The sequence below is a fragment of the Pseudomonas hunanensis genome, from assembly GCF_013393325.1.
In the GTDB taxonomy this organism is placed as follows: domain Bacteria; phylum Pseudomonadota; class Gammaproteobacteria; order Pseudomonadales; family Pseudomonadaceae; genus Aquipseudomonas; species Aquipseudomonas putida_P.
Map to the genome: position 1 here is coordinate 199,276 of NZ_QJRC01000084.1, position 12,721 is coordinate 211,996.

Here is a 12,721-nt window from a genome sequence, read left to right on the forward strand (position 1 = left end):
TATCGAGCTCGCTGTTCAGGTTGAACCGGAAATTTTACCACAGGCGTCATTTTCGGCACGCCCCCATGGCAGCATCATGGCAAGGCCCACCGGCAGCCAGCTGATGAACCATTCGGCACGCGGCGTACCAGTGAGGCTGGCAGCATCGAACTGCATGGCCAGGGTCGAATACACCCAGAACCCCAGCAGGACCTTGCAGAACAGGGTGCCGCGCGCGCGCACGATTTCACCCAGCGTGAACAGCCATACCATGGTCCACAGCAGCATACCGGGCAGCCCCATCTCGACCGCGATGTGGGTGAACATGTTGTGGGTATGGTCAAAATGCTTGCCAACCGCACTCACCTCGTAGGCCGAGCCCAGGCCCAGGCCAGTCCAGGGATGCGCGGCAATCATGTCCACCACAGCATGGAAGATTTCCGGCCGGTACGACGAGCCACGCTTGGCGATCAGATCGTACACCAAGTAGAAAGCAAGGCCCGTGGCAATGACTGCGAGGATGGAAAACACTCGGCTGTGGCGGTCGCGGAACCACAGCGGCGCCATCACCACGGTGATCACCAGCGCCAGAAGCGCCCCACGGCTCTGGCTGAGCATGGCGAAGGCCCCCAGGCAAGCCAGTGCCGCCAGCCACAACAGCTGCAAGCCTCGTTGCCGAGGTGGCTCGTAGAGCAGGAAGAGCACGGCCGAGCCAATGACATAGGCGCCCAGGATGGGGTGGGATATCTCACCGATACCCGCCAGCCTCATCAGCAAAGGCATGCGCTGCAACCCATAGAACTTGATGATCGAGACCAGTGCCGCAATGGCCAGTAGCGCGCTGCCAAGCAGCAACAGCTGGCGAATACGGCCCAGGCCAAGCTGGGCGAGCAACGGGAAAGCCAACAGGAACACCAGGATGTAGAGCAGCCGTTTGATCTCGCGCCCGTCATCTTCCGCAGATGACCACACCAGGCTCAGCCCGCTCCAGGCCAACAGCAGCAGCACGCTCCCCCACAGCGCCGGCTGGCGCTTCCAGGCCTGCACCAGCACGTCACGCGCCGACCAGGCCAAGACCAGCGTCGGCAGCCACAGGAACAACACCAGCCCCTGCTGATAAACCTTGTTGCTCGGTGCCAGGGCAATCGCCGCCAGGAACCAGACCAAACCCAAACCTAACCAGGCCCGTGCCCAGCTTTTTTGATACAACATCCTTTCCCCCGATGAATCAAAGACACCATCCATGGTGCTACAGCATTATTTTCGGCATTATTGCCGGTCATTTTGCTCGCCAGACGACAAGGCTCTATTCATGCAATGCTCCCGGCTCACCCAGGTCGACTTCGATCAGCTGACACAAGGCGCACAGGTGCTTGAGGCAGACAGCCATGGTGCCAAAGTCTACCTGCTCGCGAATGGAAATTTCCTTAAGGTTTTTCGTAGGAAGCGACTGATTTCATCTGCGCTTTTGCGCCCTTACTCCCAGCGCTTTGTCGATAACGCCGCGCAGCTGGCGCAACTGGGCATCCCCACCCTCGAGGTGATCAGCCAGCACAAGCTCGACCTGCCTGGCCGCACCGCCGTGCTGTATCGCCCGCTGCCCGGGCGCACGCTGCTGCAGATGTCGCGCGATGAAGGCTTCAGCTGGGACGTTTACCTGCCACGCCTGATCGAACTGATTCGCCAGCTGCACCGCAGCGGTGTGTACTTTCGCTCGCTGCACCTGGGCAACGTGGTGGTCACCCCCGACCAGCGCCTGGGCCTGATCGACGTGGCCGATATGCGTTTCCTGCGCCCGCCGCTGTCGGCACGCATGATTCGGCGCAATGTGCAGCATATGGTGCGCTATATCGAGCGGGAGAACCTGGGCGACCGGTTCCCCCTCGCCGCCTTCGAGGCAGCCCTGCTGGCGCGCTGAGCGTCAGCTGCGCAACAGGCTCTGCGAGCCGTTGCAGAACGCCTGCCAGGCCTGCTCCGGCGCCAACGCCTGGCGCTGCTGCGCGGCAACCGCCGAAGCGCTCAACGCCGAACAACGCTCGATCGCCTCGGCCCAGGCGCTCTCGTCGGCAATGGGCAGGTAGCCCCCGGTGTCGCGCAACTGCTCGCGGAACACTTGCAGGTCGCTGCACACCACCGGCACATCGGCCATCACGGCCTCTTGCACTACCAGCCCCAGCCCTTCGGAACGCGAAGGCACCAATAGCCAGTCGAAGGCCCGATACAACTGCTGCAGGTCTTCGCGGTGGCCACATAGATGAACCCGCCCAGCCAGGCCCAGCGCGTCGATACGTGCCTGGAGCGCGGCGTGCTGCGGCCCCTCGCCAATGATCGCCAGTTGCAGGCTCGGTTGCCGAGCACAGGCTTTGGCGAATGCCTCGATCAGCATTTCAAAGCCCTTGCTCTCTACCAAACGCCCTACCGCACCCAACATCACCCCGCCGGCCTGAGGCAATCGCAGCGCCTGCCTGGCCTGGTCCCGGCTCAGCAACGGCTCGACGAACGCCAGTGGGTCGAGCGCCATGCGTAGCGTCTGCACCGGCCTGCCCAGATCGCGTTCCAGCGACTCGGCCAAGGTCTGCGACACCGCTGCGATACTCAGGCGCTCGGCCGGGAGCCTGCGCAACAGGCGAATATCGCTGGCGTGCAGACGCGTCTTGCCATGGAACAGCACCTTGGCGCGCACCTCGGGAATGTTCTGCAGCAACGGCAGCACCAGCCGCGCGACGCCAATACCGTCGAGCAGCACGATTTCTGCCCTGGCTTCGGCCAGCGCCTTGCGCAAGCGCATGCGCAGCCACGGGCGAAGCAAGCGCCACAAGTGCCGCCCTTTGAGCGCACGTGACGGCATGTGCCACTCCCGGGTAGAACCGAGCCCACAGCAGAGCCCGCTGCCCAGCAGCAGCCAGTTACTGATCCGGGCATCGGCACCCGCGTTCGACAACACCTGCCGATGCACCTTGTGGATGGACATGTACGGCGTTCCACCCGCCCACATCATATTGACGATGTTCATGGGCCCTCTCCCGCTCATGTCAGGTGGGACAGCGACTTCATTGAACAAAAATGGTGATACCCATGCCGATCAAGGCACCCGTCACCAGCGTCAATGCCAGCTTTATCCGATCACGTTGACGACGCTTGGCCTTACGCTCCACTTCAATGGGCAAGGTCACGTGATTACCGAATCCTGTGTGCAAGACTGCATCACCCTCCAAGGTGACCGCTGTCAGATTTAACTCAGCGTAGCGTCGGGAAAGCGCCTTCTCTCCAGCATAGGCGGCAAATGGCGCGCAGCGCTGGTAATCGCTCAAGCGACGCAGGCCAGGATTGAGCGAGAATGCCTGCCATTCGGCTTTTTCGGAAAGCAGCGGATAACACGGCACGCCGGCGATTACCTGGCGATCACCCAGGTGGATGTACGGGCTGTGGATAGCCAGGTCGTGGGCATGGCTGCGCAGCCACACCTGCAACAGGTTGGGGCTGACCTCCAGAATGGCCCGCGAGTCTTCGACGAAGCCTTGGCGGTAGAAATGCCAGTCGTCTTCGCAGTGAAAGATGTACGGCGTCTTGACGTGGCTGTAAGCCAGGTCGATAGACGGCAATTGGCCAAGCTTGGGCCGATTGACGAACACCTTGCAGTACGGCTTCCAGTGCTCCGGCACAGCGGCATGCACGGCATCGTCACCGGAATCTTCGGTGATGAATACCTCGCGAATGGGCGCGGTGTTGTAGCGATCGAAACTCTCAAGGGTGTCTTTGAGCAGATCGAACCGCCCACAACTGGTCACGACGAGCGTGACGTCACTCTCATTTGAAAAGCGCACCGGACTCCCTCCGCATTGCGACTGTCGGCTTTCAACAACCCGCTCCTGGGCGTGAAAGCTCTTATTTAGATGCCCAGCTTCAGGCGCAGCCGCTGCCATGCAGACAATGGCGGGTGGGGCCTGAGCGCCGGGCGCATTTGGTCGACGATGCTACGTCCAACTGCGCCGAAACTGAAACGGGAAACCGCCAAATGGCGGCCATTTTCTGCAATCTGCCGGGCCAGATCAGGGTCCGCGCGCAAGCGGCGGAGCTTTTCCTGAAGGGTCGGGATGTTGTCATAGAACACCACGTTGTGCATGTCCTGCAGGCCCAATGCGCGGTTTTCTTCCTCGCCCTGGTCGTACGCCAGCAACACACAGCCACAGGCCATGGCTTCGAAGTTCTTGATCATGTATTCGCCCATACCGACGTCGGCACTGACGAAAAAACGGATACGGTTGAGCGTGTTGCAGTAGTCCTCACCCGACTTGGTGCGGGTTACCAGCAGGTTCTCGACCTGCCCCAACTCGTCCAGCAACGCCTTGCGACCGCTGTAGGCCACGCTGTTGACACTGCCGACGAAGGCCAGTTCGATATCGCGCTCACGCCCCTGGTCCGTCAGCAACTGCTCGTCGTAGCCCTTGGGCACGAACACCGCGTCAAAACCCTCCTGGCGCAGGCGTTCGCTGACCATGTAGCCAGAGCTGATCACCCGGGCCCATGGCAGTTGCCGGTAATGGGCGCTGAACTTGCCGGTGTACTTGCACGGGATGTAGTTCTGGTAGGCGTCGTGCTCGAGGATGACCAGGTTCGGCACGGTACGGATGAAGGCCACCTGGCGGATCTCCTGCTTGAAGCGCAGGAAGAACACGATGCGGTCATAGCGTTCGACCTGCACTTCACGCTTGAAATAGCGACGCAGGTTGCGTTGGTCTTCGCTGGTCAGCCAGCGCAGGTCGCATTCGCAGTTGGCCGCGACGCCGTCGTACAGGCGGTCGAGAATCGCCCGCTGTTCCTTCTGTACCAGAAATAGGACTTTCATTGCTTTCCTTGGGCGCTCTGCGCCATCGCGGTCAACCATGGGGCGTGCTTACAGCTCGCGCCGCCAGAACAGTTCGTGTCGGCGCACGGCCTTGCGGAAGAACTCGTTCTCCCCATAAGGCGACGGCCGACGCGCGGCCAGCCAGCGTTGCAACAAGCGGCGCAGGCGGCGCTTGAACGGCGCGGGCGGCTGCAGGTCGTGCATCATGCCCAGAGCCATGGCCTTGTCGTGCTGGGTAGCCCGGTCCAGGACCAGGCTGCAAGGTGCCCAGGCCTGCGCAGCGCTCAACTGCGGAGGCAGGGCCACGCCATCGCCGCTGTCGCCCATAGGCCAGCGGTCGTTGTCATGCAGGTGGTTGGCATAGCACAGCAGGGTTTGTGGCTGCCAGGCCAGGCCTTGCAGGGCTTCCAGCACTGCCGCCTGAGCGCAGATGTGGTCGGGATGCGGGTCGAGTTGCGGGTGCGGCATCACCAACACCTCTGGCCTTGCCAGTTCCAGCAAGGCACGCAGGTCGGCCAGCAGGTTGTGCCAGGTTGGCGCGCCATCGCGGTCGCCCGGCAACGGGAACGGGTTGAACTGGCGGAACAGGCGAATATCGGCGAGGGCGGCTTCACGAGAAACGGCAGGCTGGTCGGGCGCGGCCTGCATGGCAGGCAGTTGCAGGCAGAAGTAACCCAGCTGCACGCAACGCGACTCCGGCACACCGGCCCAACGCGGCACGGCGATGCTGTCCCAGGCACGCAGGCGGCCCTTCAGACGCGCGGCCTCAGCTTTTGCCAGGCCCATCTGTTGATAATGCTCGGCCTCGATCTCACCGGCGGTCAGAGTCACCACCCAGGTTTCGTCGGCCTGACTGTACAGGCCATACGCGGCCAGCTCGGCGTCGTCGGCATGTGGCGCGATTACCATCACCCGACGCCGCTGCAGCTCGACCGCTGGGGTTATCCACAGCCGAGCCTGGCCTTGCAGCCGGCAATGCCGACCGCGCAGGCACAACGTGCCGGCTTGCAGCGGCGCAGCCAAGCCAGTCAGATTGAGGAAGCGCACGCCATCGACACCACGCTCGAACGTTTGCCGATCGGACTGATCGGCAGCGGTCAGCTCGACCCGAGGGTCGAGAAACCGCCCCAGCCAGCTGCTTTTTACGTGCAGCTCAAGCACCAGGGTTTCGTCGCCCTGCAGCGCGCACTCGGCCTTGAGCAGACCGTCCTGCAGGCTGGCTGGTACCGGTTGCGCCTGGTCGCCAAAGTCGTAGGCATAGTCCTCACCTGGCGCATAGAACAGGTGGTCGGCAAACCAGGCTTCATGGGCAGCCCAGAGCAGCGGCAACAGCAGCAGTGGCAGCCACCACCAGCTGATAACACCGAGGGCGACAAGCGCGACCAGGCCCACCAGCAGGCCCAGGCGCTTGTTGCGCCGGTGGCGCTTGAGCAACTGCTGCTTGCGGCTCACGCCTGATACACCGGCACGGGGTTGCACCAGCGGTCCTTGTACTCGCGGTCGGCACGGCCGAACGAGAACCGCAGTGGCTTGTTGCGCGCGCGGGCATCTTCCCAAGCGGCCTGGGTATTGAGGAAGCTCAGCACACTGCCGGGGCTGAAGGCCTTGGTTTCAGGGTCGACGCCGCCATTGATGTATTCGACGCTGATCCATTCTGGCGCTTCGACGCGGTACACCAACTGGATGGCAATCGGCTTGCCGTCCAGCAGCAGCACCGAGCCGATCAGCAGCTCGCGCAGGCGCTCCAGCACATCGGCCATGCGCTCGGCGCCTGTGGCTGGAAAGCCCCAGCGGCGCAGGAACAGGTCGCAGTACATGCTGGCGATGTCCTGGGCAGCGAAGTCACTGATCGGGCGTACCACGCCGCCCGCCTCTTCCAGCAGGCGCAGTTCGCGGCGCTGGTTGTAGCGAAACTTCTTCGACAGATCTTCGGGCGCCCGGGCCATCGCCAACTGCTCCTTCTGCGCCTTCAGGCCGCTGAAGCGCCCTTGGTTCAGCTCGGACAGGTAACGCACGGTATGACGCAACGGCGCCGCGGCATCGACCGCCGCCGGCAGGATGATTTCGGCATTGCCAAGGTCGAACAGGGCTTTCTTGCCGGCACGCTTGAGCACGTCCTTGGCCAGCGCCAGGTGGTGCCCCCAGGTGGGAATGGCGGCCTTGAGCTCACCGGCCTGATACCAACCCAGGTATCGCACCGGGATCTGCGCCAGATCAGCCAGTTGCTCGACCACCAGCGGATGGGTGGCGACACTGCCACCAAAGCGCGCCCATGCCTCGGCATAGGCCTTGGCGTCGACAGTTTGCCAACCGCGTTCGCGGAAGGCCTGGATACGATTGAGCATCAGGCCTGCCCCACCAGCGCACGCACCTGCGGCAGCTGCCAGAAGGCCTCGCGCACTGCCTGGTCGGAGAAACGCTCACGCAGGCGCTGCAGCATGTGCTCGGCACAAGCCTGGCGCTGCTCGGCGTCCAGCGTGGCCATGTGCTTCAGGCCTTGAGCCAGCTGGGCAGCATCGCCCAACGGGAACAGCACGCCAACACCCTCGACGACTTCGCGGGCACCGCCACAGGCCGTGGCCAGCACCGGCACGCCGGCGACCATGGCTTCGAGCAGGACCATGCCGAACGGCTCATGGTCGGAGCTCAGGGCGAACACATCGAAGGCCTGGAAGTAACGCCGCGCATCCGGCACCTGACCCAGGAAGTCCACCTGCCCGGCAATGCCGAGTTCGGCAGCCAAGGCCTTGAGTTCGTCCGCCAGGCGGCCCTTGCCGAGGATAGCCAAGCGAGCACCCGCCGGCAGCCCCGGCAGCGTTTGGGCAAAGCCACGCAACAAAGTGGCCTGGTCCTTGTCCGGGTGCAAGCGCCCGACGTTGCCGACGATCCACGCCTGCGCATCCAGGCCCAGGGCCTGGCGCGCCTCGGCATGCGGCACCAGGGCCATTTGCAGGGCGTCGATGTCGATGCGGTTGTACAGGGTCTGGATGCGTTCGGCCGGCCACTGTGGCAGGCACCGACGCATGTCGTCACGCACCGCGTCCGACACACCCAGCAGGCTCAGGCGCTTGCTGAACAGGTTGGCGAACAGCCGGCGGCCCTTGCGCTCATAGTCACCAAAGGCATGGTGCACGCCAATCACCGGCAGGCCGGTACCCAGCAGGGCGACGTAGATGGGCTTGAAGCGGTGGGCGATGCAGAAGGCGAAGTTGCGCTCGGCCGCGATCCGCCGCAACGCGCGGATCGCCCCGAGCTTCAAACCGCGCACGGCCTTGGAGCTGAACTCCAGGAACAACACCTCGTCCGACGCACAGCCGGCCGCTACCTGCGGGTCGGCTGCCCCGGTGAGGAACACCGTGGTGACCTGGTAGCCACGCCCCTGGAACAGGCTGGCGTACTGACGGGCGCAGTCGAGGAAAGGCCCGTCATAACCATGGCAGAACTGCAGGATGCGCGGTTCAGAGCGGCTGGTCATAGGCGGCGGCGCCGTCCTTCACGACCAGGATGTCTTCCATGATCAGGTACTGCAGGTCCGAGCCGAAGAACATGTTCAGGGCATCGGTCGGTGAGCAGATCATCGGTTCGCCACGGCGGTTCAGCGAGGTGTTCAGCGACACGCCGTTGCCGGTCAGGTCTTCCAGCGCCTTCATCATGTCGTAGTAGCGCGGGTTGTACTCGCGCTTGAGCACCTGGGCACGCGAAGTGCCGTCCTCGTGCACCACTTCCGGTACGCGCGTCTTCCACTCCTCAGCCACTTCGAAGGTGAAGGTCATGAATGGCGCCGGGTGGTCGACCTTGATCATCTGCGGGGCAACGGTGTCGAGCATCGACGGGCAGAAAGGTCTCCAGCGTTCACGGAACTTGATCTGGTGGTTGATGCGGTCGGCCACGCCTTCGACGCTCGGGCAGCCAATGATCGAACGGCCACCCAGGGCACGCGGACCGAACTCCATGCGGCCTTGGAACCAGGCCACCGGATTGCCATCCACCATGATCTTGGCGATCTGCTGGGGCATGTTCTCAAGCTTGCGCCACTTCGGCTGGTTCGGATGACGGGCGCAGGCGGCAATCACGTCCTCGTTGGAGTACGAAGGGCCGAGGTAGACGTGTTCCATCTTCTCGACCGGTACGCCACGGGCGTGGGAAACGTAGGCTGCGGCGCCAACGGCAGTGCCGGCGTCGCCGGAGGCCGGCTGGACGAACAGTTCCTTCACGTCCGGGCGGGCGATGATCTTCTGGTTGAGCTTGACGTTCAGCGCGCAGCCGCCGGCGAAGGCCAGCTTGCCGGTTTCACGCAGGGTGTCGCCCAGGTAGTGGTCGATCATCTGCAGCGCCAGCTTCTCGAACAGCGCCTGCATGCTGGCCGCGTAGTGGATGTACGGCTCGTCGGCGATGTCGCCTTCGCGCTTGGGGCCCAGCCATTCGATCAGTTTCGGCGAGAAGTAGAAACCCTTGCCCTTCTCTTTATAGCGGCGCAGGCCGATGACGTTGGCGTACTCGGTGTTGATCACCAGCTCGCCGTTTTCGAAGCTGGCCAGGCGCGAGAAATCGTACTTGCTGGCGTCGCCGTAAGGCGCCATGCCCATGACCTTGAACTCGCCATCGAGCATCTCGAAGCCGAGGAACTCGGTGATCGCGCCGTACAGGCCGCCCAACGAGTCCGGGTCGAAGAATTCCTTGATCTTGTGGATCTTGCCGTTTTCGCCGTAGCCAAAGAAGGTGGTGGCGTACTCGCCTTTACCGTCAATGCCGAGAATCGCGGTTTTTTCCTTGAAGCCCGAGCAGTGGTACGCACTGGAAGCGTGGGCCAGGTGGTGCTCGACCGGCTCGATCTTGACCTTTTTCGGGTCGAAGCCCAGTTGCTCCAGGCACCAGACGATCTTCTTGCGGTAGCGCTTGTAGCGACGGTTGCCCATCAGGATGGCGTCGAGGGCGCGATCCGGGGCGTACCAGTAGCGCTTGGCATAGTGCCAGCGCGCCTTGCCGAACAGGCTGATCGGGGCGAACGGGATGGCTACCACGTCGACGTCGGACGGCTTGATGCCTGCCTGTTCCAGGCAGAACTTCGCCGACTCGTAGGGCATGCGGTTCTTCGCATGCTTGTCACGCACGAAGCGCTCTTCTTCGGCGGCGGCAATCAGCTTGCCGTCAATGTACAGGGCCGCGGAAGGGTCATGGCTAAGGGCGCCGGACAGGCCAAGAATCGTCAATGCCAAGGGATTAGCCTCTTCATTCGGTAAAAATGCGCCAGCTGCCTCTTGGGCGGGTGGCGGCTAAAGGGCGGAATTATAACGCAAACATGTGCGCAACGCGGCAACCTGTATTATTCGGCGATCAGCCAATCCATGCGGTAGCTACCGTCCGTCTGCGCCAGCTCTTTGGCCAGCCAAGGCAACAACTCCTTGAGCTCTTCTTCCAGGCCCCACGGCGGGTTGGCGATGGCCAGGCCCGAACCATTAAGGCCCTGCGGGCTGTCCTGGTGGTGCACGTATAGCTCGACCCGCAGCAATTTCGGCGCGCCGGTGCTGGTCAGGTCCTGGTAATAGCGGGTCAGCGAGCGCTGGTCCTTGATCGGGTACCAGATGGCCACAACCGTCTGACGCATGCGGCCAATCGCCTCTTTCATGGCATTGGTGCAGCGCTTGAGCTCATCGGCCTGTTCGAACGGCGGGTCGATCAGCATGATCGCGCGCTTTTCCTGCACAGGCAGCAAGGCACGCGGCACATGCCAGCCTTCGCCCAGATGCACGACCACGCGCGGGTCTTTCTTCATGTTCTCTTTGAGCAGCGGGCCGTCTTCGGGGTGCTTCTCGTTGAGCAGGGCACGGTCCTGCTGGCGCATCAGGCGGCGGGCCAGTTCGGGCGAACCTGGGTAGTAGCGCAGCTCGCCGTCGGCGTTCAGGCGCTTGATGACGCGCAGGTAGTCGTCGGCCATGGCCGGCAGGTCATCGCGGTTCCACAGACGAGCGACGCCTTCCAGGTACTCGCCGGTGCGAGTTGCCTGGTCGCCTTGCAGGTCGTACAGGCCAAGGCCTGCGTGGGTATCGATGTAGGCGAACGGCTGCTCCTTGCGCGACATCAGGGCGATGAGGCGGGTCAGCACGATGTGTTTGAGGACGTCGGCGTGGTTGCCGGCGTGGAAGGCGTGACGATAGTTCATGGCAACTCCTGCGGGGAGGGCAAGTTTACCTTGCCTTGCAGGCGGAGTCAGGCCTGGCTGCTGATTGGCGGCGCCCGCTGAGCAGGCGCCGCCAATTCAACGGCTGTTACTTGTCAGCGTGGTACGCCGCATCGGCAGTCTCGAAGCGCTGCACCATCGCCTTCGAAGGGCTGCCCATCTTGCTCACCAGCACGATGGCGATGCTCGCCAGCAGGAAGCCTGGGATGATTTCGTACAGGCCCCAGGTATCGATCTGCTTCCACACGATCACGGTCACTGCGCCGACCACGATACCGGCCAGTGCGCCGTTGCGGGTCATGCCTTTCCACAGTACCGAAATCAGCACCACCGGGCCGAATGCAGCGCCGAAGCCGGCCCAGGCGTAGGCCACCAGGCCCAGCACGCGGTTTTCCGGGTTGGCAGCCATGGCAATGGCGATCAGGGCTACGGCCAGCACCATCAGACGGCCGACCCACACCAGCTCGAGCTGCGAAGCGTTCTTGCGCAGGAACGACTTGTAGAAGTCTTCGGTCAGGGCACTGGAGCACACCAGCAGTTGGCAGCTCAGGGTGCTCATCACCGCCGCCAGAATGGCCGACAGCAATACACCGGCGATCCATGGGTTGAACAGGATCTTCGCCAGCTCGATGAACACGCGCTCGTGGTTTTCGGTCACCGGGCCCGCCAGATCAGGGTTGGCCGAGAAGTAGGCGATACCGAAGAAGCCCACGGCACAGGTACCGGCCAGGCACAGAATCATCCAGGTCATGGAGATGCGACGGGCTTTGGCAATCGATTTCACCGAATCGGCGGCCATGAAACGCGCCAGGATGTGCGGCTGACCGAAATAGCCCAGGCCCCAACCCATCAGCGAGATGATGCCAATGAAGGTAGCGCCCTTGAACATGTCGAAGTTGGCCGGGTTGACCGCCTCGATGGCAGCGAAGGTGGTGTCGAAGCCACCCGTGGAGATCAGCACGATCACCGGGGTCAGGATCAGCGCGAAGATCATCAGCGAAGCCTGCACGGTGTCGGTCCAGCTTACCGCCAGGAAGCCACCCACGAAGGTGTAGGCGATGGTCGCCGCGGCGCCGGCCCACAGGGCTGTCTCGTACGACATGCCGAAGGTGCTTTCGAACAGACGGGCACCGGCAACGATGCCGGAAGCGCAGTAGATGGTGAAGAACACCAGGATGACGATCGCCGAAATGATCCGCAGCAGGCCGCTTTGGTCTTCGAAACGGCTGGAGAAGTAGTCCGGCAGGGTCAGTGCGTCACCGTTGTGTTCGGTCTGCACACGCAGACGGCCGGCCACGAACAGCCAGTTCAGGTAGGCACCAACGGTCAGGCCGATGGCGATCCAGGCCTCGGACAGGCCCGAGAAGTAGATGGCGCCCGGCAGGCCCATCAGCAGCCAGCCGCTCATGTCGGATGCGCCGGCAGACAGCGCGGTGACCACGCTACCCAGGCTGCGACCGCCCAGAATGTAATCGGAAAGGTTGTTGGTGGCGCGATAGGCGGCGAAGCCGATCAGCACCATTGCCGCGATGTAGACCACGAAAGTGATCGTTAGTGGATTGCCCATGCGTGTGCCCTGGCGTTTGTTTTTATCTCATGCACAACCGCAGCCATGGCGGTTGCACCCAGGCGGCGAATCCTATGCAACAACGCAAAGCAGGTGCAACCATTTTTCATTTGCAAGTTGCACCTTGCCGAGCATTTTTCGTAACAGCAGC

General features: G+C 63.0%; 11 protein-coding genes. 1 reads left to right on the forward strand and 10 read right to left on the reverse strand.

Features of this window, described 5'->3' with window-relative positions; translation table 11 throughout:
- Positions 1 to 15 precede the first annotated feature (15 nt).
- Positions 16 to 1,191 carry an O-antigen ligase family protein gene (locus DM807_RS12045; RefSeq protein ID WP_179027407.1) on the reverse strand — a complete coding sequence of 392 codons (1,176 nt, stop codon included), beginning with the start codon at positions 1,189 to 1,191 and terminating at the stop codon, positions 16 to 18.
- A 100-nt stretch (positions 1,192 to 1,291) separates the two neighbouring features.
- Between DM807_RS12045 and DM807_RS12050 the strand changes: the two genes are divergently transcribed.
- Positions 1,292 to 1,897 (forward strand): serine/threonine-protein kinase, encoded by a 606-nt coding sequence (locus DM807_RS12050; RefSeq protein WP_012274497.1) that lies wholly within the window; start codon positions 1,292 to 1,294, stop codon positions 1,895 to 1,897.
- Between the two features lie 3 nt (positions 1,898 to 1,900).
- Here DM807_RS12050 and DM807_RS12055 read toward each other — a convergent pair whose 3' ends face one another.
- The 9 genes from DM807_RS12055 to putP all read right to left on the reverse strand — a co-directional run bounded on the left by DM807_RS12055 (position 1,901) and on the right by putP (position 12,570).
- A complete protein-coding gene (locus DM807_RS12055) occupies positions 1,901 to 2,992 on the reverse strand; it encodes a glycosyltransferase (RefSeq protein ID WP_060494398.1) in 1,092 nt (363 codons plus the stop codon).
- Between the two features lie 37 nt (positions 2,993 to 3,029).
- Positions 3,030 to 3,803 carry a glycosyltransferase family 2 protein gene (locus DM807_RS12060; protein WP_012274499.1) on the reverse strand — a complete coding sequence of 258 codons (774 nt, stop codon included), beginning with the start codon at positions 3,801 to 3,803 and terminating at the stop codon, positions 3,030 to 3,032.
- Positions 3,804 to 3,868: 65 nt separating this feature from the next.
- Positions 3,869 to 4,825: a glycosyltransferase family protein gene (locus DM807_RS12065; protein WP_012274500.1), complete on the reverse strand. Its 957-nt coding sequence runs from the start codon at positions 4,823 to 4,825 to the stop codon at positions 3,869 to 3,871.
- Positions 4,826 to 4,873: 48 nt separating this feature from the next.
- The gene (locus DM807_RS12070; protein ID WP_179027417.1) at positions 4,874 to 6,277 is read right to left on the reverse strand and encodes a PIG-L family deacetylase; all 1,404 of its coding nucleotides are present in this window, start codon (positions 6,275 to 6,277) and stop codon (positions 4,874 to 4,876) included.
- Complete coding sequence (locus DM807_RS12075; protein WP_012274502.1) at positions 6,274 to 7,170, reverse strand: antimicrobial resistance protein Mig-14; 897 nt, start codon at positions 7,168 to 7,170, stop codon at positions 6,274 to 6,276. The genes DM807_RS12070 and DM807_RS12075 overlap by 4 nt, the downstream gene beginning before the upstream one ends.
- The gene (locus tag DM807_RS12080) at positions 7,170 to 8,300 is read right to left on the reverse strand and encodes a glycosyltransferase (RefSeq protein ID WP_179027408.1); all 1,131 of its coding nucleotides are present in this window, start codon (positions 8,298 to 8,300) and stop codon (positions 7,170 to 7,172) included. Before DM807_RS12080 ends, DM807_RS12075 begins: the two co-directional genes overlap by 1 nt.
- The gene (locus DM807_RS12085; protein ID WP_012274504.1) at positions 8,284 to 10,041 is read right to left on the reverse strand and encodes a carbamoyltransferase family protein; all 1,758 of its coding nucleotides are present in this window, start codon (positions 10,039 to 10,041) and stop codon (positions 8,284 to 8,286) included. Before DM807_RS12085 ends, DM807_RS12080 begins: the two co-directional genes overlap by 17 nt.
- Positions 10,042 to 10,148: 107 nt before the next feature.
- Positions 10,149 to 10,985, reverse strand: coding sequence for a 23S rRNA (adenine(2030)-N(6))-methyltransferase RlmJ (locus DM807_RS12090; RefSeq protein ID WP_012274505.1), 837 nt, complete (start codon positions 10,983 to 10,985; stop codon positions 10,149 to 10,151).
- Between the two features lie 106 nt (positions 10,986 to 11,091).
- On the reverse strand, positions 11,092 to 12,570 hold the full coding sequence (gene putP, locus DM807_RS12095) for a sodium/proline symporter PutP (RefSeq protein ID WP_060494400.1): 1,479 nt from the start codon (positions 12,568 to 12,570) through the stop codon (positions 11,092 to 11,094).
- Positions 12,571 to 12,721 lie beyond the last annotated feature (151 nt).